Source organism: Billgrantia pellis, assembly GCF_008297955.1.
GTDB classification, from domain to species: domain Bacteria; phylum Pseudomonadota; class Gammaproteobacteria; order Pseudomonadales; family Halomonadaceae; genus Halomonas; species Halomonas pellis.
In genome coordinates, this window is the sequence record NZ_VTPY01000001.1 from 669962 (window position 1) to 696508 (window position 26547).

Annotated in this window: 24 protein-coding genes and 1 tRNA gene; 18 read left to right on the top strand and 7 right to left on the bottom strand. The window is 62.4% G+C overall.

Annotated elements, in window-relative coordinates; genetic code table 11:
- The first annotated feature begins 128 nt into the window (after positions 1–128).
- The 5 genes from F0A17_RS03070 to nanR all read left to right on the top strand — a co-directional run bounded on the left by F0A17_RS03070 (position 129) and on the right by nanR (position 5043).
- Positions 129–1121, top strand: coding sequence for a sialic acid TRAP transporter substrate-binding protein SiaP (locus F0A17_RS03070; RefSeq protein ID WP_149326846.1), 993 nt, complete (start codon positions 129–131; stop codon positions 1119–1121).
- Between the two features lie 47 nt (positions 1122–1168).
- Positions 1169–1711 carry a TRAP transporter small permease gene (locus F0A17_RS03075; protein ID WP_149326847.1) on the top strand — a complete coding sequence of 181 codons (543 nt, stop codon included), beginning with the start codon at positions 1169–1171 and terminating at the stop codon, positions 1709–1711.
- A gap of 41 nt (positions 1712–1752) precedes the next feature.
- A complete protein-coding gene (locus tag F0A17_RS03080) occupies positions 1753–3132 on the top strand; it encodes a TRAP transporter large permease (RefSeq protein ID WP_149326848.1) in 1380 nt (459 codons plus the stop codon).
- A gap of 9 nt (positions 3133–3141) precedes the next feature.
- The gene (locus tag F0A17_RS03085) at positions 3142–4212 is read left to right on the top strand and encodes an Ldh family oxidoreductase (RefSeq protein ID WP_149326849.1); all 1071 of its coding nucleotides are present in this window, start codon (positions 3142–3144) and stop codon (positions 4210–4212) included.
- A gap of 114 nt (positions 4213–4326) precedes the next feature.
- Positions 4327–5043, top strand: coding sequence for a transcriptional regulator NanR (nanR, locus tag F0A17_RS03090; protein ID WP_149326850.1), 717 nt, complete (start codon positions 4327–4329; stop codon positions 5041–5043).
- Positions 5044–5166: 123 nt separating this feature from the next.
- Here nanR and F0A17_RS03095 read toward each other — a convergent pair whose 3' ends face one another.
- The 4 genes from F0A17_RS03095 to kduD form a co-directional block, all read right to left on the bottom strand.
- Positions 5167–6807, bottom strand: a complete 1641-nt coding sequence (locus F0A17_RS03095) for a UxaA family hydrolase (RefSeq protein ID WP_149326851.1) — start codon at positions 6805–6807, stop codon at positions 5167–5169.
- Between the two features lie 31 nt (positions 6808–6838).
- A complete protein-coding gene (locus F0A17_RS03100; RefSeq protein ID WP_149326852.1) occupies positions 6839–7690 on the bottom strand; it encodes a fumarylacetoacetate hydrolase family protein in 852 nt (283 codons plus the stop codon).
- 91 nt (positions 7691–7781) lie between these two features.
- Complete coding sequence (locus F0A17_RS03105; protein ID WP_149326853.1) at positions 7782–8531, bottom strand: SDR family oxidoreductase; 750 nt, start codon at positions 8529–8531, stop codon at positions 7782–7784.
- A 180-nt stretch (positions 8532–8711) separates the two neighbouring features.
- Positions 8712–9464, bottom strand: a complete 753-nt coding sequence (gene kduD, locus F0A17_RS03110; RefSeq protein ID WP_149326854.1) for a 2-dehydro-3-deoxy-D-gluconate 5-dehydrogenase KduD — start codon at positions 9462–9464, stop codon at positions 8712–8714.
- 732 nt (positions 9465–10196) lie between these two features.
- Between kduD and F0A17_RS03115 the strand changes: the two genes are divergently transcribed.
- Positions 10197–10937 carry a Crp/Fnr family transcriptional regulator gene (locus F0A17_RS03115; protein ID WP_149326855.1) on the top strand — a complete coding sequence of 247 codons (741 nt, stop codon included), beginning with the start codon at positions 10197–10199 and terminating at the stop codon, positions 10935–10937.
- Between the two features lie 288 nt (positions 10938–11225).
- On the opposite strand, the gene F0A17_RS03120 is transcribed toward F0A17_RS03115, so the two are convergent.
- Positions 11226–11444: a hypothetical protein gene (locus F0A17_RS03120; RefSeq protein WP_149326856.1), complete on the bottom strand. Its 219-nt coding sequence runs from the start codon at positions 11442–11444 to the stop codon at positions 11226–11228.
- Between the two features lie 530 nt (positions 11445–11974).
- Here F0A17_RS03120 and F0A17_RS03125 point away from each other — a divergent pair.
- Positions 11975–15328: a cellulose binding domain-containing protein gene (locus tag F0A17_RS03125; protein WP_149326857.1), complete on the top strand. Its 3354-nt coding sequence runs from the start codon at positions 11975–11977 to the stop codon at positions 15326–15328.
- A gap of 495 nt (positions 15329–15823) precedes the next feature.
- On the opposite strand, the gene F0A17_RS03130 is transcribed toward F0A17_RS03125, so the two are convergent.
- Positions 15824–15900 (bottom strand) — tRNA-Pro (locus tag F0A17_RS03130).
- Positions 15901–16537: 637 nt separating this feature from the next.
- On the opposite strand from F0A17_RS03130, the gene F0A17_RS03135 reads away from it, so the two are divergent.
- From F0A17_RS03135 to F0A17_RS03155, 5 genes are all read left to right on the top strand, one after another.
- Positions 16538–16711, top strand: coding sequence for a DUF2970 domain-containing protein (locus F0A17_RS03135; protein ID WP_149326858.1), 174 nt, complete (start codon positions 16538–16540; stop codon positions 16709–16711).
- Positions 16712–16894: 183 nt separating this feature from the next.
- Positions 16895–18013 carry a cytochrome c oxidase subunit II gene (gene coxB / locus F0A17_RS03140; protein WP_149326859.1) on the top strand — a complete coding sequence of 373 codons (1119 nt, stop codon included), beginning with the start codon at positions 16895–16897 and terminating at the stop codon, positions 18011–18013.
- Positions 18014–18085: 72 nt separating this feature from the next.
- Positions 18086–19723: a cytochrome c oxidase subunit I gene (ctaD, locus tag F0A17_RS03145; RefSeq protein WP_149326860.1), complete on the top strand. Its 1638-nt coding sequence runs from the start codon at positions 18086–18088 to the stop codon at positions 19721–19723.
- 52 nt (positions 19724–19775) lie between these two features.
- Complete coding sequence (locus F0A17_RS03150; RefSeq protein ID WP_149326861.1) at positions 19776–20369, top strand: cytochrome c oxidase assembly protein; 594 nt, start codon at positions 19776–19778, stop codon at positions 20367–20369.
- Positions 20366–21223, top strand: a complete 858-nt coding sequence (locus tag F0A17_RS03155) for a cytochrome c oxidase subunit 3 (protein ID WP_149326862.1) — start codon at positions 20366–20368, stop codon at positions 21221–21223. The genes F0A17_RS03150 and F0A17_RS03155 overlap by 4 nt, the downstream gene beginning before the upstream one ends.
- Positions 21224–21273: 50 nt before the next feature.
- Here F0A17_RS03155 and F0A17_RS03160 read toward each other — a convergent pair whose 3' ends face one another.
- Positions 21274–21471: a DUF2909 family protein gene (locus F0A17_RS03160; RefSeq protein ID WP_149326863.1), complete on the bottom strand. Its 198-nt coding sequence runs from the start codon at positions 21469–21471 to the stop codon at positions 21274–21276.
- A 64-nt stretch (positions 21472–21535) separates the two neighbouring features.
- Here F0A17_RS03160 and F0A17_RS03165 point away from each other — a divergent pair, with 64 nt between their 5' ends.
- The 6 genes from F0A17_RS03165 (at position 21536) to F0A17_RS03190 (ending at position 26475) form a co-directional block, all read left to right on the top strand.
- On the top strand, positions 21536–22219 hold the full coding sequence (locus F0A17_RS03165) for an SURF1 family protein (protein WP_323849401.1): 684 nt from the start codon (positions 21536–21538) through the stop codon (positions 22217–22219).
- 36 nt (positions 22220–22255) lie between these two features.
- Positions 22256–22792, top strand: coding sequence for a hypothetical protein (locus tag F0A17_RS03170; RefSeq protein WP_228716789.1), 537 nt, complete (start codon positions 22256–22258; stop codon positions 22790–22792).
- 100 nt (positions 22793–22892) lie between these two features.
- Positions 22893–23954, top strand: coding sequence for a COX15/CtaA family protein (locus F0A17_RS03175; RefSeq protein ID WP_149326866.1), 1062 nt, complete (start codon positions 22893–22895; stop codon positions 23952–23954).
- 40 nt (positions 23955–23994) lie between these two features.
- Entirely contained in the window at positions 23995–24891 is an 897-nt protein-coding gene (gene cyoE, locus F0A17_RS03180) for a heme o synthase (protein ID WP_422670315.1), read from the top strand.
- A 173-nt stretch (positions 24892–25064) separates the two neighbouring features.
- Positions 25065–25532 (top strand): DUF2489 domain-containing protein, encoded by a 468-nt coding sequence (locus F0A17_RS03185; RefSeq protein WP_149326868.1) that lies wholly within the window; start codon positions 25065–25067, stop codon positions 25530–25532.
- A gap of 244 nt (positions 25533–25776) precedes the next feature.
- Positions 25777–26475: an OmpA family protein gene (locus tag F0A17_RS03190; protein ID WP_149326869.1), complete on the top strand. Its 699-nt coding sequence runs from the start codon at positions 25777–25779 to the stop codon at positions 26473–26475.
- The last annotated feature ends 72 nt before the right edge of the window (positions 26476–26547 follow it).

The following is a 26547-nucleotide window of genomic DNA, read 5'->3' on the forward strand; positions in this document are numbered from 1 at the left end:
GCTCGGTTGCAGCGTGTCAGGCGAGGGACTAGCTTTCCTATGATGGTATGACACGTATACAAGAAGCCATCGGTCAGGACGGTCGCCACCGTCAAAAGCACCGCTCAACGCGTAAGGAGAACAACAAGATGGTCAAGCAGAGCAACCGCCAGTGGAATCGTTGGCTTTCGACCGCGCTACTGGCAGCGGGGATGGGCACCGCAGGCGTTGCGGGCGCCGAGTCGCTTAACTTCGCTCACGTCTACGAAACCTCCGAGCCCTATCACGAGTGGGCCTTGTGGGCGGCGGACGAAATCGAGCAGCGCACCGATGGGCGCTATTCGATCGAGGTCCACCCCGCCTCGTCGCTGGGCAAGGAGGAGGATATCAACGAGGGGCTGACCCTGGGCACCGTGGACATCATTTATACCGGTACCCAGTTCGCCGGCCGCGCCTATGGGCCGATCGGTATTGCCGGGGCTCCCTACATGTTCCGCGACTTCGATCATTGGCAGGCTTATGCCGACAGCGATCTGTTTCAGGAGATCGCCCAGGGATACCAGGATGCGACCGGCAACGTGCCGGTGGCGCTCAATTACTACGGCGAGCGCCACGTGACCTCCAACCAGCCCATCGAGACGCCCGAGGACATGCGGAATCTCAAGATCCGCACGCCCAACGCGCCGATGTACATGATGTTCCCCGAAGCGGTAGGGGCCAATCCGTCGCCCATTGCGTTCGATGAAGTGTACCTGGCGCTGCAGCAGGGCGTGGTCGACGCCCAGGAGAACCCGCTGCCGACCATCCGCGCCAAGGCGTTCTACGAGGTGCAGGACCATATCAACCTGACCGGCCATATCACCGATTCGCTGCTGACGATCATCGGCGGACCGCTGTGGGATCGTCTCTCGGAAGAGGACCGCAAGATATTCCGCGAGGTCTACCAGGAGGCGGCCGAGAAGATCACCGCCGACATTCAGCAGCAGGAGCAGGAGCTTGTCGCCTGGTTCGAGGAGCAGGGCGTGACGGTCAACGAGGTCGATCGCGAGCCGTTCCGCGAGGCGGTCGTCCCCGAGCACAACGGTGACGATGCCACCTGGGATCAGGAAACCTACGACCGGCTGCAGGAAATCGGCCAATAATCGTTCGAGACGTGCCGCCCCGAGTGGGCGGCACCGGGAGGGCCTGCATGTCTCACGATACCCTGCCACCCGAGGCTTCCGGCATCGATCCCGTTGGAGAGGATGACTTTGATGTCAAGGCGTACGGCTGGGAAGACTGGCCGACGCTGGTCGTCTTCTGGGCCCTGGCCTTCGTGGTGTTCCTGCAGTTCTTCAGCCGCTACGTGATCGGCAGCTCGGTGGGCTGGACCGAGGAGATTGCCCGCTACCTGCTGATCGTGGTGGGTTTCCTGGGAAGCGCCATGGCGGCGCGCAAGAACTCCCACATTGCCGTGGAGTTCTTCTATCGCTACATGCCGGGCGGCGTCGGCCGGGCGATGTCGATGCTGGTGGATATCGGCCGCACCGTCTTCTACGCCGCGGGCGTGTGGATCAGCTACGGCCTGGCGGCCAAGACCAACGCGATGATGGTATCGATCGATGTACCGAAAAATGTCATTTACTACATCGTGATGGTGGGGTTCCTGCTGATGCTGGTGCGTTCGGTCCAGGTGACGATCCGTCATTGGCGCGAGGGCGAGAGCGAGCTGACCACGGCGAAGGATCGATGAAGGATCAACGATGACAACAACAATCCACCGGAGGCTTCGCCATGCCTGAGGTATCGATCGCGCAGCGCAAGGGGGCGGTCGTACCGCCGTTGATCGTCGCCCTGGCGGTCGCCTTCTGCGTGCTCATGGCCGTCATGGGCTACGGCTTGACGTTCCTGTTCGCCACGATGTTTACCCTGCTGGTAATGGGGTTCCCCATTGCCGTCAGCCTCGCGGGTTCGTGTCTGCTCTATGTCTATCTGACCGGCCGGGTGCCCGATATCGTCGTCGCGCACCGCATGATCAACGGCATCGACAGCTTTCCGCTGCTGGCGATTCCGTTCTTCATCCTGGCGGGCAACCTGATGAACCATGGCGGTATCACCACGAGAATCTTCGATTTCGCACGGGCGCTGATGGGCTGGATGCGCGGTGGGTTGGGGCACGTCAACGTCGGGGCCAGCATCGTGTTTTCCGGCATGTCCGGGGCGGCGGTGGCCGATGCCGGCGGGCTCGGCACCATCGAGATCAAGGCCATGCGCGATGCCGGCTACGACCAGGAGTTTGCGGTCGGGATCACCGCCGCCTCGTCGACCATCGGGCCGATCATTCCGCCCAGCCTACCGATGGTGATCTATGGCGTGATGGCCGGTGCCTCGGTGGGCCAGCTGTTCGCCGCCGGCCTCATCCCGGGGCTGCTGATGGGCGCGAGCCTGATGATCATGATCGCCATTCTCGCGCGGCGCCGAGGTTATCCCCGCGATGCGTCGTTTTCCCCGGTGCTGGTGTGGCAGACATTCAAGCGCGCCTTCCTGTCGTTGCTGACCCCGGTGATCATCGTCGGCGGCATCATCTCGGGGGTCTTCACTCCAACCGAGTCGGCGATTGCCGCGGTGGCCTATGCACTGTTTCTTGGCGTTTTGGTCTACCGCATTCTGACTTGGCGACGGCTGCTCAAGGTCAGCATGGAAACCATCGAAACCACCGCCGTGATCCTGCTGATCGTTGCCGCCGCGTCGATCTTCGCCTGGATACTCACCAGCAACCAGGTTACCCGGCATGTGATGGAGTTGCTGGGGCCGTTCTCGGACAACCCCATCGCCATTCTGCTGCTGATCAACCTGGTGCTGATCGTGGTCGGCTGCTTCATGGAAACCATCGCCGCCATTACCATCCTGGTGCCCGTGCTGCTGCCGATGGCCGTGAATGCCGGGGTCGATCCGGTACACTTCGGCGTGATCATGGTGCTCAACCTGATGATCGGCCTGTTGACCCCGCCGGTGGGCATGGTGCTCTACGTGTTGTCCCGGGTCTCGAACATCTCCTTCGAGAAGTGCATGCGCGGTACGCTGCCGTTCCTGGTGCCACTGGTGATCGCGCTGCTGCTGGTGACCTTCGTTCCGGCCATTTCCATGTGGCTGCCCACGCTCGTATACCGCTGAGGAGCGCCAATGCCTCGAACCGACGAACCCGCCACACGCGTGGCGGGTGCTGTACTGCAGGTCTTCATGGAGCGTGCCCTGGCACGCTGCGAGGTCGACGAACCCTCGCGTAACGCAGTTGCCCGAGCGTTGATCACCGCGTCGCGCATGGGCACCGACAGCCATGGGCTGCGCCTGCTGCCGCACTACGTTCGCGCGGTGCAGGGCGGGCGCATCAACCCGCGTCCGGCCATGCGCTTCACCCGGCGCCTGCCGGGGACCGGCTATCTCTATGCCGACGACGGCTTCGGTCATCTGGCCGGTTATACCGCCATCGAGCATGCCATTGCCATGGCCGATGAGGTCGGCATCGGCGCGGTAGCCGTCGGACGCTCCTCGCATTTCGGCGCGGCGGGTTGCTATGCCCTGGAGGCGGCCCGGCGAGGCTACGTCGGGCTGTCCGTGTGCACTGCCGATGCCCTGGTCAGCCTGCATCACGGACAGGGGCCGTTCCACGGCACCAACCCCATCGCCTTCGCCGCGCCAGTGCCCGATCAACTTCCCTACCTGCTCGACATGGCGACCAGTTCGATTCCCTGGAATCGGGTGCAGCAGTACGCCGCCATCGATCGCGAGCTTCCCCCCGGTGTGGTCGTCGATCGCCAAGGGAACCTGACCACCGACGCCTCGCAGGCCGTTTCGCTGCTACCGCTGGGCGGCGCCGACTTCGGCTTCAAGGGGGCGGGACTCGCCGGCATGGTGGAAGTGCTCAGCGCGACGATGACCGGCATGCTCCATGGGTTTCGCCTGCTGCCGATGAGCGGCGACGACATGAGTACGCCCCGCGGTGTCGGCCATTGCTTCCTGGTCATGCGCCCCGACGCCTTCGTCGAGCGCGACGTTTTCGACCGCGGCATGCGGGATTACCTGAAAGACCTGCGGGACCAGCCCGCCCTGGAGGGCGGAGAGGTGCTGGCGCCCGGCGATCGCGAGTGGCGCTGCCAGGCGCATCGCGATGCCGAGGGCATTCCGCTCGATTCAGCAAATGTGGCGGCTTACGCCGAACTGGCCGAGCGACTTTCGATTCCCGCTCCGGCATAGAGACGACGGAAGGGGGCGCTTCAGGGCCGGGGAACCCGCGAGAGCGGCGAGAATGCAGTACCATATGGCCCGGCCCGTACGGGGACTGGGTTGGCTGGCCAGGAGTTGCATTGCATGAGTCGATACAAGGTGGAGCGCAAGACGCTGTCCGAGCAGGTGGCTGAGCAGCTCGAGGCGGAGATCCTCGAGGGGCGGCTGAAAGAGAACGACCAGCTGCCTTCGGAGCGGGAGCTGATGGAGCAGTTCGGCGTCGGCCGGCCCGCGGTGCGTGAAGCGCTCTTCCATCTCCAGCAGCTGGGTCTGATCGCCATCAACAGCGGCACCCGTGCCCGGGTGATACGGCCGACCGCCGAGGCGGTGATGGCGCGTCTTTCCGGTGTCACCCGCCAGTTGCTGTCCCGGCCGGAAGGGCAGCAGTATTTCCAGGAGGCGCGGGCCATGTTCGAGATCTCGCTGGCGCGCTACGCGGCCCGGAACGCCAGCGAGGAGGATCTTCAACGTCTGCGCGACGCCCTGGCCGACAATCGCGATGCCGTGGGCGACGAGGCACGCTTCAAGCGCTCCGACAACGATTTTCACGGTGTGCTGGCAAGCATCGGCCGCAACCCCATCTTCGATGCCATGCACGTGGCCCTTTCCGAGTGGCTCGACGACCGTCGTGCTCAGGTGCTGCAGCAGAAAGACGAGGACAAGGCGGCGCTCTCCGCGCATGTCGAGATCGTCGAGGCGATCGAATCGCGCGACCCCGATGCCGCCGAGGCCGCCATGCGCCGTCACCTCGACCGGCATTATGGGACCTATATGAAGCTCAAGAAGCGCCTATCTGAGTGACGATCTGCTGCGCGCCCGCTTTCTCGCCCACTTTCGCCTGGTCTGGCTCGAGCTCGCAAGATCGCGATAGAGGGGTATTACTACGCAATGAGAAGGAAAGACGAGCGCAGCCACGTTAGACCACTATAAAGAGACGCCGCGCTTCCAGGGTATGAAATCATACTGCGCCAGCCCCACCGCCTTGGGCGTGTAGCGTCCGGAGGCGGCATCGATGCACAGCCGGAGGAGCTCGTCGGCCAGTTCCTCGATCTGCGCTTCTCCGCGAAGGATCGGCCCGGCGTCGAAATCGATCACGTCGTCCATGCGGCTGGCCAGCTCGCTATTGCTGGCAATCTTCAGCACCGGCGCGACCGGGTTGCCGGTAGGCGTGCCGAGCCCGGTGGTGAAAAGAATCAGGTTGGCGCCCGAACCGGCCAGAGCGGTGGTCGATTCGACATCGTTGCCGGGAGTGCAAAGCAGATTGAGGCCCTTGCGACGTAGCGGCTCGGTATAATCGAGCACGTCCACCACCGGGCTATCGCCGCCTTTCTTGGCTGCGCCGGCGGACTTCATGGCGTCGGTGATCAGGCCGTCGCGGATGTTGCCGGGCGAGGGGTTCATCGAGAAATCCGCTCCGACGCGGGCGGCATGGCGCTGGTAGGCCTCCATCAGAATACGGAACCGCTCGGCCACGCATTCGTCGCGACAGCGGGCGATCAGCTCGTGCTCGACCCCGCATAGCTCGGGAAATTCGCTCAATATGCCGCTGCCGCCCAGGGCGACCAGGCGATCCACCACGGCACCGACCAGAGGGTTGGCCGAGAGCCCAGAGAAACCGTCGGAGCCGCCGCACTCGACGCCGAGACTGAGCGCCGACAGCGGGGCAGGGGAGCGCTCGAACCGGTTGGCCAGGCGCAGCCCGTCGAAGATCGTGGTCAGCGCCTCGCGAATCAAGGCCTCTTCGCTGCGACTTGCCTGTTGCTCCAGGTAATGGACCGGCCGCCAGCCGTCGGGGGTTCGCTCGGCAACGGCTTCCTGCAGCAGGTCGATCTGTGCCTTCTGGCAACCCAGGCTCAATACGGTGGCGCCGGCCACGTTGGGGTGGCAGATGTAGCCGGCCAGCAATTGGCAGAGCGCCCGCGTGTCGTCGTCGGTGCCACCGCAGCCCAGTGTATGCGTCAGGAAGCGCACCCCGTCGACATTGGGAAACAGCCGCTCGCGGGGAGGCAGCGCGGTGTCTTCCTCCGCCCGCCCATGCAGCAGCTCCCTGGCCAGGCGCTTGTAGTCGCGGTACGGATCTTCGCCCAGCGCATCGGTGACGCTCTGGCGCAGCACCTCGATGTTGCGGTTCTCGCAGAAGACCAGGGGGACCACCAGCCAGACGTTGGCGGTGCCGACCTGGCCGTCGGGCCGACGATAGCCGTCGAACGTCGTGCCCGCGAAGGCGGAAACGTCAGGTGCCTGCCAGGCGTCCCTTCGGGACGTCGTGATATCGCTGGCCGTGCTGTGCTCGGTATTGACCGTGGTGATGGAGGCCCCCGCGGCGATGGGCCGGGTCGCTCGGCCCACCGTGACGCCATACATGATCACGCTGTCGCCCTCGGCCAGGTCGGCCAGGGCGAACTTGTGCTTGTGGCGGATCGGCTCGACCAGACGAATGCGACGACCGTCGTCCTCGACCTCGGCCCCTTCCGGCAAGTCCTTCAGGGCGACGCGCACGTTGTCGGCGGCGTGAACGCGCAGGGTGGCGAGTCGGCCGGCGTCGCTGGCGATAGCGTGGGTCATGGTAGGCTCCTGCAGAGGGCGGTATGAGGGCTCAAAGCGCTTCGTCGCCAACCACCGTCTGTCGTTGTTCGCCAAGACCCTCGATGCCAAGGCGCATGCTTTGTCCCGGCTTGAGGTAGACGGGGGGCTTCTGGCCCATGCCGACCCCCGGGGGAGTGCCGGTGGAGATGACATCGCCTGGCTGCAGGCTCATGAAGCGGCTCAGGTAGCTGATCAGGTAGGGGATGCGGTAGACCATGGTGCGGGTACTGCCGTCCTGAAAACGATGGCCGTCTACCTCGAGCCACATCGCCAGATCATGCGGGTCGGGCACCTCGTCCGGCGTGACCAGCCAGGGGCCCAGCGGGCCGAAGGTATCGCAGCCCTTGCCCTTGTCCCAGGTGCCGCTGCGCTCGAGCTGGTATTCGCGTTCGGAGATATCGTTGACCACGCAATACCCGGCCACGTGTGATCGGGCGTCGGCCTCTTCGATGTAGCGCCCGGCCTTGCCGATGACCACGCCAAGCTCGACTTCCCAATCGGTCTTCTTCGAGCCGCGCGGAAGAAGAACGTCGTCGTTGGGTCCGCAAATGGAGCTGGTCCACTTGTTGAACACCACCGGCTCCGGCGGTACCTCGGCGCCGGTTTCCGCGGCATGGTCGGAGTAGTTGAGGCCGATGGCGATGAATTTCCCCACCCCGCCCACACATGGGCCCAGTCGGGTATTGGCGGGAACGATCGGCAGGTCGGCGGGATTGAGCGCGGCCAGCACTTCCAGCCGTGCCCGGCCGAGATAGGCGCCACCGAGGTCGGGCAGGTGAGCCGACAGGTCGCGGATCATGCCGTCGGCATCGAGCAGACCGGGTTTTTCCTTTCCCTTCGGGCCGAAGCGCAGCAATTTCATGGTGGATTTTCCTTGTCGTCGAGGATGGGTTCGTTTGCTGAAACGGTTCTCAATGAAGACCGCCGCGTCGAGTGTTATGCCGCTGCCTGGTTCAGGTTAGCCAACCGCCGTCGATGATGTGTGCCGTGCCGGTGGTATAGGCGGATTCGTCAGCCGCCAGATAGGTGGCTAGTGCCGCGATTTCGTCGGCCGTGCCCAGCCGGCCGAGGGGCTGCCGGGCGAGGAAGGCCCCGAGCACGTCCGTTTCCGGGCGGCCTTCACGGGCGGCTTGGTCGCGGATGCGCTGGCGCAGGGAAGGGGAGTCGACCGTGCCCGGGCAAATGGCATTGCAACGGATACCCTGGGCCACGTAGTCGGCGGCCACCGATTTGGTCAGGCCGATGACCGCGGCCTTGGTCGTGCCGTACGCGAAGCGACGGGGCACGCCCTTCAGGCTCGAGGCTACCGAGGCCATGTTGATGATGCTTCCGCCTCCTCGGGCGAGCATGCCGGGAAGCAGGGCACGGATGAGGCGGTACATGGCGGTGACGTTAAGCGACAGGGAGAGTTCCCAGTCCTCCTCGCTGCATTCCAGCAGGCTACCGCTGGCCACGTAACCGGCGCAATTGAACAGCACGTCGGGGGCGTCGATATCCGCGGCCAGAGCGGCGATGCCCTGGGGGTCGAGAACGTCGAGGCGGCGCGTCTCGATGCCTTCGATCTCGCGCAGCGCTTCCAGCTTGTCGGGATCGATATCCGTGGCGATGACCCGCGCGCCCTCCCGGGCGAAGCGTCGCGCGGTGGCCTGGCCGATGCCCTGGCCGGCGGCAGTGACCAGGGCCGTCTTGTCGTGCAGTCGCATGGCGGGGATCCGGAATGTTGTGGTTATTCGTTGGTATGACAGGCTACTAGCATGACGTTCATTCGATTATGGTTCAGTTCGTTGGAAATGCAACAGAGGGTGAAAGGGGCATTTGGGCGTCGAAGACGCAGAGGCCGCGGCGAGCCGGAACCCGCCACGAGAGCGATCGGTGAGGGCGGTTCAACGGGCCAGCCAACCGCCGTCCACGGCCAGGGTGTGGCCATTGACGTAGCTCGACGCATCCGAGCAAAGGAAAATGGCCGCACCGGCCAGATCCTCCGGCGTACCCCAGCGACCGGCGGGTATGCGACCGAGGATCTCGGCGCTGCGCTGCGGGTCGTCACGCAGAGGCTGGGTGTTGTCCGTGGCCATATAGCCCGGGGCGATGGCATTGACGGTGATGCCGTGGGCAGCCCATTCGTTGGCCAGCAGGCGGGTCAGCCCGAGCACGCCGCTCTTGCTGGCGGTATAGGAGGGCACGCGTATGCCGCCCTGGAACGACAGCATCGAGGCGATATTGACGATGCGCCCCGGTGACTTGCGTTCAAGCCAATGGCGCGCCACTTGTTGGCTCAGGAAGAAAACGGCCTTGAGGTTGACGTCGATCACCGAATCCCAGTCGGCTACAGTGAACTCGAGCGCCGGCGCGCGGCGAATCATGCCGGCATTGTTGATGAGTATGTCGAGGCGGCCGGTGCGCTCCAAGGCGCGCGCAACGATATCTTCCGCCCGGTCGCGGTCCAGTTCCGCCTCGACATTATCGTAGCGCCGGCCCAGCGCCTCGACTTCTACACGGGTAGCGTCGGCGCCGCTACGGTTGACCCCGACGATGTCGGCACCCGCTTCGGCAAGCGCCACGGCGATGCCTTGGCCGAGCCCCTTGTTGCAGCCGGTGACCATGGCGATCCGACCTTCAAGCGAAAACCGTGTCATGCATGTCTCCTTTGATGGCGAACACAAACGACAGTATGGACCTGAGCGGGACAGTCGGATAAACCGACGGCTCGTCAGGACCCGTCGAAGAGGCCTTGTAGAAAAAGTGCTGAGCGAAAAGAACGAAGCCGAGACCTGAGCGTACAGGCGAATGAAAAGGTTTTCACGATTGGCGAGGGCTGGCGGCGAGCCCAGGGAGCGCTACGCCCTGCCAGCCTAACCGGCAGGACGCAGTGAAGATAAGCCGGGGAACTAGTCGGGACGACGGTCACCGGATTGACGATTTGGGTGTTTCCCTGGCGTACGGCTATCGGGCTTCTTACCACGGAACCCGCGCCAGGCGTTCTTCACCTTGTCACGGTTTGCTGGCTTTCTCAGCCAGTTCATAATGGCTAATCCTATCCATCTCTTCATACAGACCTCCATGCCTGAATCGCTTCGATTTGAATTGCCGCAACCGCTCATGCTCATCGTCGCCGGCTGACGGTGGGGCTCGCCCGAAAGAGAGCAACCACCGATGTCCGCATCCGCAGGCTTGGGCTTTGTTAGGTATGGCCGGCCCCTGCCCGTGGGTCAAGCGAGGCGAGGGCAGGTGCGGCCTGGTGAGGCACGGGGTGCCGTTGCTCTCGAGGTGAACCATACTGGGGACATGGGGCTCTAAAAGGCTAGAATCATTCGAACAGGGACACTGTGGCCGGCCGCTTCATTCCTGTTCAGGTACGGAGCGCAAGCATGACCACTGGCTCTCTCTCCCCCCATATTCTCATGACCCGCAAGTTGGAGAGCATCTTCGCCCTTTCCGACGAGGAGAGGCAGGCGCTCCAGGACTTGCCGGTGCGAATCAAGACCATCAAGTCAGGCCAGGACATCGTGCGCATCGGCGATCGCCCTACCCAATGCTGTCTGATCCTTGAGGGCTTCACCTGTGTCTACAAGCTGACTGCTGAAGGTAAGCGCCAGATCATGGCACTCCATGTTCCCGGTGATATCCCCGATCTGCAAAGCCTTCACCTGAAGGTGATGGACAACAGCATAGCCCCGATTAGATCCAGTACCGTCGGGTTCATCCAGCATGAGGACGTGCGCCAGGCATGCGAGCGGCATCCTCGCCTCACCGCAGCCTTCTGGCGCGAGACGTTGGTGGATGCTTCGATCTCGCGGGAATGGCTGCTCAATATCGGGCAGCGAGAGGCGTATACCCGGCTTGCCCATCTTCTTTGTGAGTTCCTGCTGCGACTGAAAGCGGTGGGGCTTGTCGAAGGCGATACCTTCGGCTTGCCGATTACCCAAGTTGAAATGGCGGATGCGATTGGCACCAGTGCGGTCCATATGAATCGGATTCTGCAAGCGCTGCGCGCAGATGGCTTGATTCAGACACAGGGAACACAGGTAACCGTGCCTGACTGGGAGAAGTTGAAGAAAGCGGGCGACTTCGATCCGGTCTACCTTCACTTGGAGGGCGGTGAAACATGAGTTTGGTAATCAGCCGGGCCGTGAGCCGGCCCGGCTATGATGAGATGAGAGGCTGATCAAATCTGAGTAAATTAATGTATACGTTAGAGGCATCAATTAAAACCAATGACAGAGAGACACTCCATTGATTCTCTAGTGTTTTGAACTTAACAGATCGGTCCTGAAAGGTGAAGATAACTGCAGAACCCGACGTGAACCAGGGCCAGCGGGAATGGCAGCCGATGCCAACGGCTCGCGGTCGTTAGTCAACTGCCGATTTTCTAGACGGCGAGGTGCGTGGCCTTCTCATCAGCTTAGCTTTCTTGTGACCGTGCAGTAGCATACATCGTCCTCGATACTGTCAATGCGAACAACAACTGGGCGATCCTCAGCCGGGTCTTCGGTAAACAGGAGCCAGCTATTGGAATCGAAGCCCCGGACATATTCTTTGCCCACCTCAGGTTTTTCCACCTGATTCGTGCCAATCTCCGTGGTCATGCCAACCTCAAGTTGCCTAATATCTTGCATGTCTATCTCCTGTGCCGTTTTTCTCGCTTAGTTACGGGACCGCATGAAGCCGTACCGCTGTACCTGCGTATTGTCGATGACTATGATTAGTTTAGTTCATACTTGCCGCTCCTATTGACCTCCGTGGCAACCATTAGGGTAGCGCATCCTCCTTGCGAGGACGTGGTGCATCTGAAGCCGGTGGCCGGATGATAATGATGCCAATTGTCATGTGGTGCGTATCGGCTGTACATGGTTCCATGCTGGAGCGGCACGTTCGCGTATACAGCAATAGGTTGGACAGCGGCTGAGCAACACTGGCAGACGCGAGCCAGCATCCACTCCGACGAGGTCAGTGTCTGCGACTTTGTGGAACAGCTGAAAACCCAGTGCATCACACTACTACCTGGCTCGCCTGGAGGAGGAGGGAATGTTCTTCGATTCCGCTTCGTCTCGCTTGTCGGGGCTTCGGTCCGTGCCTAGCTTAGAGTACTAGCAATCGCTGAAACGTCTAAATTAGAAACCTTATTCTGCCGTACAGAGAGAGTGCCATGTCAGTGCGTGTTGATTACCAGGTCACGAGCCAGTGGAACTCAGGCTTCGTCTTTGATGTTGCGGTTACTAACGACGGTTCACTGCCCATCGAAGATTACCAGGTGGGGTTCGACCTGCCGGGCTTGGTGACGGATGTCTGGGGTGGCCGGATCGTCGCCCAAGAAGGTCAACGCTACGAGATCATGGACGACGATGAGGACAACAACATCGCGCCGGGGGAGACGGTTAGCTTCAAGGTCAAGAGCGTTGACGGTAACTCACAGATGCCGACCCGCTTCAGCGTCAGCGACCAGCCGGTGATCGTAGACGACCAGGCAAGCGACGAGACTGATAACGTCGAGGCGGCATTCGTTGACGGCGTGGCCAAGGTTGAGCCCGGCATCACCGCCGGGGAGCTGGAAACTCTGCTCAATAGCGCACCGATGGGTGCCACCGTGCGCTTGGCCGAAGGAGAGTTCATTCTCGACGATTCCGTGACCGTCACGCGCTCGGATGTCTCGCTGATCGGGGCCGGCACGGGCAGGACGACGATCACCTTCACCGACACGGCGCTCGAGCGCGACGCCTCGCATGGACTACTTTTCGAGGGAAAAGGCATAGCCAGCGCCGGCCGGCTGCGGGCGGATGCCGAGGAAGGCAACGACACGATCACACTCGAAAATAACCACGGCCTGGCCTCCGGCGACACGGTGCGCATCTGGCAGGATAACGACGAGGAGTATTTTGCCGAGATTGGCAACACCACCTGGCAGGGCGGCACGAATACGCCGCTGCGCACCAGCATGGCGAACATCGTCGAGATCGACGGCAGTACAGCCACGCTCGACCGGGGCGTGCACTTTGATTTTGACGGCGGCGAAGCCAAGATTCAGCGCGTCGATGCGTTGGAGAATGTTGCCCTGGAGGGGCTTTCCATCGGTTATCGCCTCGGTACTCCCGATCCGGGAGCGTTCAGCAACGAACTGCCCACTTTCACTAATTATCACGCCGTCGAGTTCATCGGTACTGTCGGGGCTAGCATCTCGGACGTCGAGGTCATCAACGGGCCCTCAGTCGCCTTCGTCGCCAATCGCTCTGTCGATATTAGCGCCAACAATCTCCATGCCCAGGGCGCCTTCAACAAGGGCAGCGGAGGTAACGGCTATGCCTATGAGCTGTACGAGAGCTACGACGGCACTTTTACTAACCTGAACGACAGCGGAATGCGCCACAGCGTATTGTTCGCCTCCTGGCGCTCGTCCGTTGGCAATGATATTCACGTCGAATTCACGGACCGCGACATTAACTTCCATGGCGGACAGGATCATGACAACGTAGTGAGGGTCTCGCAATCCGTTCGCGATCCGGCGCTTGATAACATGTCGCCCACCCTATGGATCAACCAGGGTGGGGAAAGCTTCGGGGCACCAACCGACCCGACCGCCAACCAGGTGATGCTTGACTATGTCGTGGGGACGCGGCGCAACGACGTGGTGCCGGGATCCGATGATGGCGTCTTTCTGGATGGGGCCAAGGGTCACGACACACTGCTAGGCGGCGTTGACGACGACCTTCTGCATGGCGGCCCAGGCAACGATAGGCTTGAAGGCGGCACGGGTCACGACACGGCGCTGATGCAGGGAACCTACGCGACCTATGACATCCGGCCCATGCCGGACAATAGCCTGTTCCTTGATGGCTGGGGCGACGACGATGTACTGGTCGACATCGAGCGGGCGGTCTTCGCCGACGGCACAGTTCTCGACGTGGAATCGCGCACGGTCACGTCCGGATCGGCGCCGGCAATTCCCTCCGCCGAAGAGATTCTCGCCGACGATACCCTTATCTTTCCGGTCAAAGAGGATGAGGTGTCGCTGGAGGAGCCGCCGGACGCAGATGTCGTCGCGTCGGTTCGCTTCGAGAGCGTCAGCCGTTGGACGAGCGGCTATGTGATGGGCGTCGAGATCACCAACGACTCCGAGACGAGCATCGACGATCCCAGCATAAGTTTCGAGCTGCCTGCCAAGATCACCCAGTTCTACGGGGCGAACCTGATCTCACGGGAAGGCGACACCTACACCCTGGCCCTGGCCGGTGACGATACGCTTACGCCGGAGGAGACCCAGCGCTTCTCCTTCAAAGCCTACGCGCCCGAGAGTCATCTGCCTCAGGGGCTACGCCTCGACGGGCAGTCGCTAGACGTGGACATGGCGCAACTCATCGCCGGCAGCGATAGCGAGACCGAACTCTGGGCCCAGACACAGGTGAACAGTAACGTCACTAGCGCCTGGTCGACAGGCTACACCGCTGAGGTAATCGTCGAGAACACTTCCCATCTGACCATTGATAGTCCCTCGATCAGCTTCGACCTGCCGGGCGAGATCGACACGCTGTGGAACGGCACGGTCGAGCGGGATGGAAACCGCTATACCATCACCGACGACAACCCGACCACGCTACAGCCTGGCGAGAGCTGGCGCTTCTCCTACAAGGCCTACGACACCAGCCAGGCACTGCCGGCAAACAGCGTCGTGATAGGCGAGCCCCAAGCGCCAACCAGCGATTCAACCTCGGTGAAAGCCTATATCATCAGCGAATGGTCGGGTGGCTACACCACAGAAGTGTTAGTTGAGAATACTTCCCCCAATGCCATCGCCGTCCCCATCGTCGACTTCGCACTGCCCGCCAAGATCGATACGCTATGGAACGGTACGCTGGAGCAGGACGGCGATCGCCATCGCGTCTCTGACGACAGCGACACCGTGCTGCAACCCGGCGACGCCTGGCGCTTCAGCTATCGCGTGTACGACGATCAACAGTTCCTGCCGGATGACATCGTGGTCGAGGGGAAGGCGGAGCCCGCCCAGATCGATCCGTCAGAAACCGAGCAATTGGTGGTTCCTGAAGACAACCCCGTCACAGGCGTGCCCGGCAGCACCCTGACTGGAACCGATAGCGACGATATCCTCAACGGCTTGCGTGGCGACGACTATCTCACGGGCGGCGTGGGCAACGACCGCCTGGTGGGCGGGCGCGGCGCCGATATGCTTACCGGCGGCACGGGCGCAGATACCTTCGCCTTCCTCTCCACCTTGGATTCGACGCCGCTGAGCCAAGACATCCTGCTCGACTTCGACCGCCTCGAAGGCGACCGAATCGATCTCTCCGCCATTGACGCCAATACCGAAGGGGAAGGTCTGCAGGGGTTCACCTGGCTCGATGACAACGGCTTCACTGGCAACGGAGGAGAGCTGCGTACTTCGGGCAATAACCTTCAGGCAGACGTGAACGGCGACGGTGTCGTCGATATGCAGATCGGCGTGCTTGGGGTCAACTCGCTGGAATCCAACGATATCATTATGATGAGCTGAGCTGGTGGAAGGGCGGGCAAGTAAGCGCTGACCTAAGGAACCACTGTACAATTCGGTTCTGACCGGCTGAAACCTTCTTCTTGTTCGGGTGCTTTGCCTGAGCGAACGAAATCTCCTTCAGCGATAGTTCTGTCACATGATGGCGATCTGGCCAGATCTTACCTCGTTGGTGACGATCACGCAGCTGCGGCGGGGTTTCCAGCGTTTCCTTAATGAGGCGAGGGGGAGGTGGGGCTCGGCTATCCGGCCCCCTACTCGATAAGTCCCCGGGGGGTAGCGCTTACTTGGTTGGTACAAGCTATCCTATCTTTGGCTTGTGCTGATTCGATATTTGACGAAGCGGAAGCGGCGGCCGTTTTTTCACTCGCTAGCGCTCCTAGCTGTATAGGCGGCGAGAAGTATGGGCGCAGGTGTCCCCATCTGCCACCTGAATGGTATGCAAAGAATAACCGCCACCCGGCATGATCCGTAAGTGGCGGTTTCTCTTAATGTTCGTGGTCGGAGCGACAGGATTCGAACCTGCGACCTCTGCAACCCCATTGCAGCGCGCTACCAAGCTGCGCCACGCTCCGACGTTCAGCAGGGAAAGCCTGGCTTCTCACTCCGACTCGCTCGGAACCAGAAGCGCTGTATTTCCGATGCTTAAGGCTTCCGGGTCGTACCCGGCGCCCTCAGAACGAGGCGTATACTAGCGCGTTCTCAGGCAAATGAAAAGCCTCTTTTGTACTTTCCTTTCAGACGCTTGCCTTTCCATCGCCAGCGCCCGATGCTTCATGGTCCGACGGTGTGGCCGCATGCCGGCGCATTGCATCGGTCAGAGTGCTACCCAGATTCTGCTGCGTAGGTCATGGGTCAGCGAGCCTCCTGCTGCAGCGCTTCGCAGGCGCACTCCATCCAGGCGAGCTGGAATCGGGTTAGGGGTGCGAAACTTTGTACGTATTGTCACGACCACCACGTTCATGGGCTGTGAAGCTTCCCAGGCGGGGATGAGCGCTGGAGGGCAAGGTAGGGGTAGGAGCGTCTCCAGTGGCGGCTGGCCGGGCGAGGATACGGACTGAGTGTAGCCCACGCTTGTGTGCCTCCATGGTTTCTGACGCGCTGCGTCATGAAAATTTCTGCCTTTCTGTGGTATGACGCTTTACGCCCCGTTCATGGCATGCTTTGTTGATACGGTCGGAGCCGCGGGTACGAGCTGGATAGGAGCTTGGCATGTGGGAAGTCATCAAATCCGTTCTGGCCGCCTTCCTTGGCGTTCAGCGTGAGCAGCAGCGACTCAAGGATTTCGAAAGGGGGAATCCGGTCGCTTTCATCGTCACGGGGATCGTGCTGGCGGCGGTACTGGTGGGGCTGATTGCACTGGTGGCAGTCCTGGCGGCAGGCTGAGGGCAGCCGACGTTGCGTTGATTGGCGCGTTAGCCAGAAGGCGTAGGCGAAGGCAGTGACTTTCAAAATTTGATCTCTATACTCGATAAAGAAGCGGCTAATGTTCTCCAAGGATGAGAGCCCCCGACCCCTGACACTCGGGGATGCCGTCATCTAGACAACTACAAACTTCGGGAGGCGTCGATGCGGACTCTGCTCGTCTGGTTGGCAGGGGGCTTGACTCTTGCCGGCTCGAGCCAGGTGGCTCTGGCTAATGGCTGGAACATGCCCGTTGGGGTTTCGAGCCTCAGTGGCGAAATCTACGGCTTGCACATGACCATCTTCTGGATCTGCGTGGTCATCGGTGTGGTCGTGTTCGGAGCGATGTTTTACTCCCTGTTTCGCTATCGCCACTCCAAGGGCGCCAAATCAGCCAACTTCCACGAGAACACCACCGTCGAGATCATCTGGACGACGATTCCCCTGTTGATCCTGGTCGGCATGGCGGTGCCCGCCACGGCAACGCTCCAGAAGATCTACGATCCCTCCGATGCCGAACTGGATGTCATGGTTACGGGGCAGCAGTGGCGCTGGCGCTACGAGTATCTCGGTGAGGACGTTGCCTTCAACTCGAACCTGGCCACGCCCAGGGCGCAGATCAACGGCGAAGAAGAGCGGGGCGAGCACTACCTGCTCGAAGTGGACGAGCCGCTCGTACTGCCCATCAATCGCAAGGTGCGCTTCCTCTTCACTTCCGACGATGTCATTCACGCCTGGTGGGTGCCTGAACTGGCCGTCAAGCAGGACAGCATTCCCGGCTTCGTCAACGAGAACTGGGTCCGCATCGAGGAACCCGGTATCTATCGGGGTCAGTGTGCCGAACTCTGCGGTGTCGATCATGGCTTCATGCCGATCGTGGTGCAGGCTGTGGAAGAGGAGGAGTTCGATTCCTGGCTAGCCGAGCGCAAGGAGGCGGCAGCCGAAGAGGCCATGGGTGTCGACCGTGAATGGGGCATGGATGAGCTGATGGAGCGCGGCGAAGGCGTCTTCGGCAGTATCTGTGCCTCTTGCCACCAGCCCGAGGGCCAAGGGGCTCCGCCGGCCTTCCCGGCCCTGGCCGGCAACGAGCAGTTGATCGAGGATGCCGACTGGCATATCGATACCGTCATGAACGGCGTATCCGGCACCGCCATGCCGGCGTTCCGCAACACGCTCAACCCTGTCGAGCTGGCGTCGGTCATCACCTATACGCGTAACGCCTGGGGCAACGAGACCGGGGACGCGATTCAACCCTCCGAGATTGCCGAGCGGCTGGAAGAGTGATCGCGGGCGCGGCGCGAGCGCCGTGCCCCCTGACGTGACGCGATAACAAGACCTTGTTTATGGAGTATTCCGATGGCCCCCAAGGTACCTCCTCAACCGATTCTCGAACAGAACAGCACCGCCGCGGAAGCTGGGCATGGACAGGCGCATCACGCCCCTCCGAAGGGCATCTTGCGGTGGCTGCTAACCACCAATCACAAGGAGATCGGGAGCCTTTACCTGATCTTCTCTCTCACCATGTTCTTCATTGGCGGCATCTTCGCGCTGGTGGTCCGGCTTGAACTGTTCCAGCCCGGATTGCAGTTCGTCAGGCCCGAGTTCTTCAACCAGATGACCACCATGCATGGCCTGATCATGGTGTTCGGGGCGATCATGCCGGCGTTCACCGGCTTGGCCAACTGGATGATACCGCTGCAGATCGGTGCTCCCGACATGGCGTTGCCGCGTCTCAACAACTTCAGCTTCTGGCTGTTGCCGGTAGCCTTCGGCCTGTTGCTCTCCACGCTGCTGATGCCCGGTGGCGGCCCCAACTTCGGCTGGACCTTCTATGCGCCGTTGTCGACCGTATATGCGCCGCCGTCGACGACCTTCTTCATTCTGTCGCTGCATATCGCCGGTATCAGCTCGATCCTGGGGGCGATCAATATCATCGCCACCATTCTCAACATGCGCGCGCCGGGCATGCGCTTGATGGACATGCCGCTGTTCGTCTGGACCTGGCTCATCACTTCCTTCCTGCTGATCGCCGTGATGCCGGTGCTCGCCGGGGTGGTCACGATGATGCTGATGGACATCAATTTCGGCACCAATTTCTTCAATGCTGCGGGGGGCGGCGATCCGGTGCTGTTCCAGCACTTGTTCTGGTTCTTCGGGCATCCCGAGGTCTACATCATGATCCTGCCGGCGTTCGGCATCGTCTCGGCAATCATCCCGACCTTCGCCCGCAAGCGCCTGTTCGGCTATGCCTCCATGGTGTACGCCACCGCCGCCATCGCCATTCTCTCGTTCCTGGTGTGGGGGCACCACATGTTCGCCGTGGGGATGCCGCTGGTCGGCCAGCTGTTCTTCATGTATGCCACCATGCTGATCGCGGTGCCCACCGGGGTGAAGGTCTTCAACTGGGTGGCGACCATGTTCCGGGGGTCGATCAGCTTCGAACCGCCAATGCTGTTCGCCCTGGCCTTCGTGGTGCAGTTCACCATCGGCGGCTTCTCGGGCCTGATGCTGGCCATCGCGCCGGCCGACTTCCAGTATCACGACACCTATTTCGTGGTGGCTCACTTCCACTACGTGCTGGTGCCCGGGGCGCTCTTCGCCATCCTGGCGGGGGCCTATTACTGGCTGCCCAAGTGGACCGGACACTACCCCAACTTGCGTCTGTCCCAGTGGCACTTCTGGCTCTCGGTGATCGGCGTCAACCTGACCTTCTTCCCCATGCACTTCTCGGGGCTGGCCGGCATGCCGCGGCGGATACCCGACTATGCGTTGCAATTCGCCGACTTCAACCTGGCGTCCTCGGTCGGGTCGTTCATCTTCGGCTTTTCGCAGCTGCTGTTCGTGGCGGTGATCGTGCTCTGCGTGCGGGGCGGCAAGAAGGCGCCGGCACAGGCCTGGGGCGATCACACGGCGGATCTCGAGTGGAGCGTGCCGAGCCCGGCACCGCTGCATACTTTCGAGACGCCGCCGACCTTTCATCGCCCGGCGCATTGAGCGGGGCTTCCGGTCGAGGTGCCATGATCGGAAACGCGAACAGGAGTGACGCATGGCTCGTGACGAGACGGATGAGCGTCGGTTAGGTGTGAAACGCACGGTCTGGCGTAGCGTGGCGGCGTTGGCCGGCATGTTCGCCTTCGCCTTTGCCTTGGTGCCGTTGTATGACGTGTTCTGCAAGGTGACGGGAATCAACGGCAAGGTCGATACGACCGCGCAGGCTCTCGTGCACGAGAATGTCGATGAGTCCCGTACGGTCACCGTGCAGTTCATCACCCGCAGCGGATCGGGGTTGCCGTGGCGGATGGAGACGGAGACCCGCCAGGTTCGCCTGCACCCGGGACAGACCTCGGAAGTGAACTTCACTTTCGTCAACCAGAGCGATGCGGTGAGTTGGGGGCGTGCGGTTCCCAGCGTCTCGCCCTCCACGGCCACGCGCCATGTGCGCAAGGCAAGCTGTTTCTGCTTCGAGGAGCAGCAACTGCAGGCGGGGGAGCGGCTGGAGCTGCCGCTGGTGTTCCAGTTGGATCGCGACCTGCCCCCCGAGGTCGGTACCGTCACCCTGGTCTATACCCTCTATCCGATCGAGGGCAGGAATGAGCCGCTTCAGGCGGATGTCCAGACCATACAAGGAGAAGAGGCATGAGTGGCAGTTACTATGTCCCGGCAACCAGCAAGTGGCCCGCGCTGGGCTCTTTGGCCCTTGGGGTGATGATGATCGGCGCCGGCATGGTGCTGGTTCACGATCGTGGCGGCATCGTCATGATGATTGGCCTGGCGGGTGTCCTGGCGGTGATGGCGCTATGGTTTCGCGATGTCGTCGTCGAGTCGCGCAAGGGGTTGTATGACGCCCAGATGGACCGTTCCTTCCGCTGGGGGATGGGCTGGTTCATCTTCTCCGAAGTGATGTTTTTCGCCGCCTTCTTCGGTGCCTTGTTCTACATTCGCTTCTTTGCCGTGCCCTGGCTGGCCGGCGAGGGGACCAAGGGCGCCACGGCACTGCTCTGGCCCGAGTTCACCGCGCACTGGCCGCTGATCAGCCCGCCGGACGCTTCCATCGCCGGCCCGACCGAGGTGTTCAGCCCCTGGCAGCTGCCGCTGGTCAATACACTGATCCTGATCTCGTCCAGCATTACCCTGACCGTGGCCCACGAGGCGCTCAAGGAGGGTCAGCGCAAGATTTGTCGCAACTGGCTCGCCGGCACCGTGCTACTGGGACTGTGCTTCATCGCGATTCAGGGAGTCGAATATTACGAAGCCTATACCCATTATGGCATCACGCTGGAAGCCGGCATCTATGGCGCGACCTTCTTCATCTTGACCGGCTTTCACGGGCTTCACGTGATCGTTGGCACGATTATCCTGATTGTCATGCTGGCGCGGATCATGCGCCGCCATTTCACGCCTGAAGAGCATTTCGGCTTCGAGGCGGCCAGTTGGTACTGGCACTTCGTCGATGTGGTCTGGGTCGGCCTGTTCCTCACCGTCTACGTGTTCTGACGCAGTGAGCCCTTGCGGCAGATGGGCGAGGGTGGGGGGCCTGGCCTGGGTCAGGCTTCGCCCAGACTGCCGAAGAAGAAGCCGTAGAACAGCAGGGCGAGGAGCAGGGCGGCGAGTGTGACGCGGATCTTCAGCGACACGAGGAGCCGGCGCGACGTGCTGTCGTCGCGCAACAGGAAACCGACGCCGGCTGCCAGGCTGGCCAACATGGCCAGGAACACGACGGCTATCAAGGTCTTGAGAAACATGGGGCACTCCGTTGGAGGTCAGGGGGCAAAGCCTGGAAAGCGCTTGCCCGGCTGGCGATCGAGCGTGTGGTATCTGCTCTGGTCGCTGCTGGTGACGTTGGGGTTATGCCTTGGACTATGGCAGTGGGAACGGGCCGACGACAAGCGTCGTTATCTTGCCCGGCTCGATGCGGCGCCAACGTTGGAAGCCCCGGAAGCGCCGCCGCCGCCCGGTTCCCACTTGATCCTGCAAGGCGAGTACCTGACCGATGCGACCCTGTTTCTCGACAACCGCACGCACGATGGGCAACTGGGGGTGGCGGTACTGACGCCACTGCGCAGCGAGGACGGGCGCCTGTGGTTGGTGCAGCGCGGCTTCCTGCCGACCGGGCCGAGTCGGGCAACGCCCGAGGTCGATACGCCGGCGGGTGAGGTCAGGCTGCGTGGGCGCTGGCAGGCCGCTGGCGATGAACCACCGCTTTTTGGACCCAACCGGGAGGGCATGCGCCTGCAGCGCATCGAGCTTTCTGCCTGGGATCTCGACGGCGATTTCGCTCACGATGGCTGGCTGCACCTCGAGCGGGGGCCGGGACAACTGGCGCCCTGGTGGACACCCAACGTGGTGCCGCCCAGCCGCCATGTCGGCTATGCCGTCCAATGGTGGGGGTTGGCTTTGGCGGCCCTGGCGGTGATGATCATCGGAGGGCGCCGGCTGGCCAGTGATAGACGGCACGTGCGAGACGGCCCTCCTCCGGCAGGTGACGCGTGATCGGTAAGATTTGGGGGGATTGCAGTGCAGGAAGCCATGAACGTTCGTCATCAGCGCTTGAAGCTGCTGGCCTTGATCGCCGTCTTTGCCCTGCCGATGGTCTCGGCTTGGGTCATGCTGCATTGGCGCATCGGTATCCCCGACCAGCACACTGCCCATGGCGAACTGGCCCCCTCCGTGCCGGCACTGGAGGAGTGGCCGCTGGTTGACCAACAGGCCTCGTTCGATGGTGGTGATTGGGTGTTGGCCTTCGACTGCACACGGGATTGCGAGGCCCAGGCCGATCGCTGGTGGCGGCTGCACCGGGCGCTGGGCCGTGAGGCGCCGCGCGTTACCCGTTTGAGAATAGGCGGAAGTCCCGCTTCCCAGCCCGGTGAATCGGTCACACAGTGGCGGGAAGCGCCCGCTTGGCAGGAGGCGGGTGCTGTCTGGCTGATCGATCCGCAGGGACGAGTGGTGTTGCGTTACGCGGGCAATGTATCGGAGCGCGACGTAATGGACGACCTCTCGCATCTGCTGAAACGGATCCCCGATCCGCGGGCGGTAGAGGAACGGGACGGCGAGTCGCGTTGAAGCCGGCTTCGCTCGGTTGCCTCGCGGCTCGATGAACGTTGTGGCAAGGTCGTTTCGAGACATGACAGGATCAAGGACGCCATCCATGCAGGGTGCTTCGATGCCAACTCATTCCGATACGGCGCATGCTCGCCGGCTGCGCCTGTTGTTGAACCTCAGCCTGGTGGGCGTCGTCTTTACCAGCGTCGTGATACTGATCGGCGCCTGGACGCGCCTGGTCGATGCCGGCCTCGGCTGTCCCGACTGGCCCGGCTGCTACGGTGCGCTGGTGGTGCCGGATGCAGAGCGCGCCTCGCTCCATTCGCCCCACGCGCCCCTGGAGGTCTTCAAGGCCTGGGTCGAGATGGTGCATCGCTATTTGGCCTCCACGCTCGGCTTGCTGGTGATCGGCCTGCTGCTGCTGGGCGCCGGGCTGCGTCGCCAGCCCGGCTATCCGTGGAAGACGAACGTGGCGTTGCTGGGCGTGATACTGCTGCAGGGTGCCTTCGGTGCCTTCACGGTGACGCTCAAGCTATGGCCGCAGGTCGTGACGCTGCACCTGCTGGGAGGGCTTTCGGTACTGGTGCTTTTTCTATGGTTGCATCTTGGGCTACGCCGTTTCGCCAAGGGAGACGAGCCGGCCGCGGTGAAGCGTCGGTTGACGCCGCTTTGGATGGCGGCCGTGGCGCTGCTGGTCCTGCAGCTGGCATTGGGGGGTTGGGTATCGAGCAACTACGCCGGTATCGCCTGTCAGGGATTTCCCACCTGTAACGGTCAGTGGTGGCCCGAGATGGACTGGAGCGAAGGGTTTCATCTGACGCAGACGGTGGGGCCCAATTACCTGCACGGTCAGCTGCATGCCGATGCCAGAGTGGCCATCCATCAGGGACATCGTCTTGGCGCTGTGCTGCTGGGGTTGGTTCTGGTCAGCCTGGCGGCCCGTCACTGGCAGCGGGCGCGCATGCGACCCTGGCTCGGTGGGCTGGTGATCGCCTATGGTGTTCAACTGGGCTTGGGGATTGCCAATGTCCTGATGTGGCTTCCCTTGTGGTTGGCGCTACTGCATACGGCCGGGGCCCTGTCGCTTGTGTTGTTGCTGGCGTTGGCCGTGTGGCATTGGCGTGAGCCGGCCGCGGAAGTCGAGGGTTCGACACGAAGGGAGAAGGAGTGGGGGCATGTCTAACGCACTGACCAAGCGCGAGGGGATCAAGGGCATGCTGCTGATGCAGTTGGGCTTGCACGAGTCGGCGGCCTGGACCTGGCGGGATCTGCTTACGCTATGCAAGCCACGGGTGGTGGTCGTGATGCTGGCCTGTGCCCTGGTGGGAATGGCGCTGGCGACGCCGAGCCTGCCTTCGCTGACCGCCGTGGTGGCCGGACTGGCGGGTATCGGCCTGGCTGCCGGCGGTGCGGCGGCCTTCAATCACGTGGTCGACCGCAGGCTCGATGCCATGATGCTGCGGACCTCGCAGCGGCCCCTCGCCAGCCAGCGCATGCCGACACCGCTTGCGCTGGGCTGGGCGACGCTGCTGTCGGTTGCGGGTATCTCGCTGCTGTTCTGGCAGGTCAATGCGCTGACGGCGTGGCTGACGCTGGGGTCGTTGATCGGCTATGCGCTGGTGTATACCGCCTTTCTCAAGCGGGCAACGCCGCAGAACATCGTGATCGGTGGCGTTGCCGGCGCCGCACCGCCGCTACTCGGCTGGACCGCCGTGACCGGCCAGCTGGGGCCGGAGCCGCTGCTGCTGGTACTGATCGTCTTCGCCTGGACGCCACCGCATTTCTGGGCGCTGGCCATCCACAAGCGCGACGAGTATGCCCGCGCCGGCGTACCGATGCTACCGGTCACCCATGGCGAGGCCTTCACCCGCCTGCAGGTATGGCTCTACGGCTGGCTCACGGTGGCGGTGACGCTGCTGCCCTTTGCCATCGGCATGAGCGGGGCGGTGTATCTGCTCGGCGTGATGGCCCTGAACCTTCGCTTCATGTACTGGAACTGGAAGGTTTGGCGCGGTGTTGACGCCAAGGCGCCGCTGGCAGCGTTCTGGTTCTCGATTCGCTATATCCTGGGCGTGTTCGGTGTGCTGCTGCTGGATCACTACGCCGCGTTCTGGCGCTAGTGCCGCTGATGCTCGGCAGCGTCGGGCTTCTGCAAGCGCCCGGTACCGCAAAGTGCCGGGCGCTCGTCGTTCGGCCGCTGGCATTCACCACGGAAGGCACCGGCTGACATGGCATGTCCCGGCCGGGGGCCTAGGTTACACTGCTCGCCCACAGAGACGACCCGGGAGACTCGATGACGACCACCACCGCACTGATCCTGTTGGCCCTTGGGCTGGCCATCGTCGCCGGACTGGCGGCCTATGCCTTTACGCTGTGGCGGGAAGTGAAGCGCCGTGAAGCCTTTCGCGAGCAGGAACTGCGCCGCGCTCACGAGAACTGCCTGGCCAATCTCGAGATCGTGGCGGCCTCGCTGCTTCAGGAGCAAGTCGATATTACCGAGGGGGCCTGGCGCTGCAAGATGCTGCTGGACATCCTCGACCCGCATCTGATCGAAAGGCCCGAATTCCAGGCGTTTGGCGAGGTTTATGCCCGTACGCAGCATCTGCATACCCACTCGGCGCGCAAGGCGCTGGCGCCACGTGACAGGATGCGCGAGGATCGCGAGCGCCTCGAGATCGAGGCGGAATGGCGGCAGCCGGTGCTGAAAGCGGCGCGAGACGTGCTCGACTTCCATCGTGGCTGGCCGAACAGCCTTCATTGAGGTCTATACAGCGTTTGTACGGTCGAGTATGTTTGCAGCGCTTTGCATACTACGGCAAGCTAAGCAGTGGCGTTAGCGAGCTTTTTCCTGACCGGGAAGGGCCTGTGGTCACGCAAAGGAATGAGGTCGCGCTTTGAGCACGGCCGAAAGCGGCCTACACTTTGAGCCGTTGGGTCAATGAGTGTCCTGACAGCGGGAGCTCATGAATGTGTAGCCCCGAGATGAATCGAGAAGGAGTCTTGCAATGAAAAAATCTACGACTGGCTTACTGTTGGGTTCTGCACTGGTGATCGGTCTTTCGGGCTGTGCCACGGATTTCCAGCGAGGCGGCGAGAGATCGGGCGGCGGTGCGACAACCGCTTCCAGCGATCGCGCCTGGTATCAGCAGCCGCTGGTTTGCGGTATTGCCGGCGGTTTGATCGGTGGCGGCATTGGCTATGCGACCAGCGGTAGCTCTGACGAGGACGCTGGCACTGCGACTGGCGCCGTGGCCGGTTCCGCGATTGGCGCTCTGCTGTGTGCCGACCGTACACCGGAGCCCGAGCCGGTAGCCGAGCCCGCGCCGACGCCGGCACCCGAGCCCGCCCCGGTGACGGAGTTCGAGACCGTGACGCTCGACAGCGAGGTCACCTTCGCCTTCGATTCGGCCGAGATTCGCCCCGAGGCGCACCGGACCCTCGACGAGGTCGCCACCACGCTGCGCGAAAACCCGGATCTGCGCGTACGTATCGAAGGGCACACCGATTCGATCGGTTCCGCCCAGTACAACCAGGACCTGTCTCAGCGTCGTGCCGACTCGGTCAGGGATTTCCTGGTCTCGCGCGGCATCGAGGAGCGTCGCATGACCACGCGCGGCTTCGGTGAAGAGAATCCGGTCGCGACCAACGAGACCGATGCCGGCCGTCAGCAGAACCGCCGCGTGGAAATCGTCAACTGGGATTGATCCGCGTTTTCTCTCCGACGCGTCGGAGAGAGGCATCGGCAGGGGCACCTTCGGGTGCCCCTGTTGCGTTAA

What these genes read in the sequence shown, in the direction of transcription:
- F0A17_RS03070 (WP_149326846.1), top strand. Translation starts at nt 129, where the DNA reads ATGGTCAAGCAGAGCAACCGCCAGTGGAATCGTTGGCTTTCGACCGCG.
- F0A17_RS03075 (WP_149326847.1), top strand. Translation starts at nt 1,169, where the DNA reads ATGTCTCACGATACCCTGCCACCCGAGGCTTCCGGCATCGATCCCGTT.
- F0A17_RS03080 (WP_149326848.1), top strand. Translation starts at nt 1,753, where the DNA reads ATGCCTGAGGTATCGATCGCGCAGCGCAAGGGGGCGGTCGTACCGCCG.
- F0A17_RS03085 (WP_149326849.1), top strand. Translation starts at nt 3,142, where the DNA reads ATGCCTCGAACCGACGAACCCGCCACACGCGTGGCGGGTGCTGTACTG.
- nanR (WP_149326850.1), top strand. Translation starts at nt 4,327, where the DNA reads ATGAGTCGATACAAGGTGGAGCGCAAGACGCTGTCCGAGCAGGTGGCT.
- F0A17_RS03095 (WP_149326851.1), bottom strand. Translation starts at nt 6,807, where the DNA reads ATGACCCACGCTATCGCCAGCGACGCCGGCCGACTCGCCACCCTGCGC.
- F0A17_RS03100 (WP_149326852.1), bottom strand. Translation starts at nt 7,690, where the DNA reads ATGAAATTGCTGCGCTTCGGCCCGAAGGGAAAGGAAAAACCCGGTCTG.
- F0A17_RS03105 (WP_149326853.1), bottom strand. Translation starts at nt 8,531, where the DNA reads ATGCGACTGCACGACAAGACGGCCCTGGTCACTGCCGCCGGCCAGGGC.
- kduD (WP_149326854.1), bottom strand. Translation starts at nt 9,464, where the DNA reads ATGACACGGTTTTCGCTTGAAGGTCGGATCGCCATGGTCACCGGCTGC.
- F0A17_RS03115 (WP_149326855.1), top strand. Translation starts at nt 10,197, where the DNA reads ATGACCACTGGCTCTCTCTCCCCCCATATTCTCATGACCCGCAAGTTG.
- F0A17_RS03120 (WP_149326856.1), bottom strand. Translation starts at nt 11,444, where the DNA reads ATGCAAGATATTAGGCAACTTGAGGTTGGCATGACCACGGAGATTGGC.
- F0A17_RS03125 (WP_149326857.1), top strand. Translation starts at nt 11,975, where the DNA reads ATGTCAGTGCGTGTTGATTACCAGGTCACGAGCCAGTGGAACTCAGGC.
- F0A17_RS03135 (WP_149326858.1), top strand. Translation starts at nt 16,538, where the DNA reads ATGTGGGAAGTCATCAAATCCGTTCTGGCCGCCTTCCTTGGCGTTCAG.
- coxB (WP_149326859.1), top strand. Translation starts at nt 16,895, where the DNA reads ATGCGGACTCTGCTCGTCTGGTTGGCAGGGGGCTTGACTCTTGCCGGC.
- ctaD (WP_149326860.1), top strand. Translation starts at nt 18,086, where the DNA reads ATGGCCCCCAAGGTACCTCCTCAACCGATTCTCGAACAGAACAGCACC.
- F0A17_RS03150 (WP_149326861.1), top strand. Translation starts at nt 19,776, where the DNA reads ATGGCTCGTGACGAGACGGATGAGCGTCGGTTAGGTGTGAAACGCACG.
- F0A17_RS03155 (WP_149326862.1), top strand. Translation starts at nt 20,366, where the DNA reads ATGAGTGGCAGTTACTATGTCCCGGCAACCAGCAAGTGGCCCGCGCTG.
- F0A17_RS03160 (WP_149326863.1), bottom strand. Translation starts at nt 21,471, where the DNA reads ATGTTTCTCAAGACCTTGATAGCCGTCGTGTTCCTGGCCATGTTGGCC.
- F0A17_RS03170 (WP_228716789.1), top strand. Translation starts at nt 22,256, where the DNA reads ATGAACGTTCGTCATCAGCGCTTGAAGCTGCTGGCCTTGATCGCCGTC.
- F0A17_RS03175 (WP_149326866.1), top strand. Translation starts at nt 22,893, where the DNA reads ATGCCAACTCATTCCGATACGGCGCATGCTCGCCGGCTGCGCCTGTTG.
- cyoE (WP_422670315.1), top strand. Translation starts at nt 23,995, where the DNA reads ATGCAGTTGGGCTTGCACGAGTCGGCGGCCTGGACCTGGCGGGATCTG.
- F0A17_RS03185 (WP_149326868.1), top strand. Translation starts at nt 25,065, where the DNA reads ATGACGACCACCACCGCACTGATCCTGTTGGCCCTTGGGCTGGCCATC.
- F0A17_RS03190 (WP_149326869.1), top strand. Translation starts at nt 25,777, where the DNA reads ATGAAAAAATCTACGACTGGCTTACTGTTGGGTTCTGCACTGGTGATC.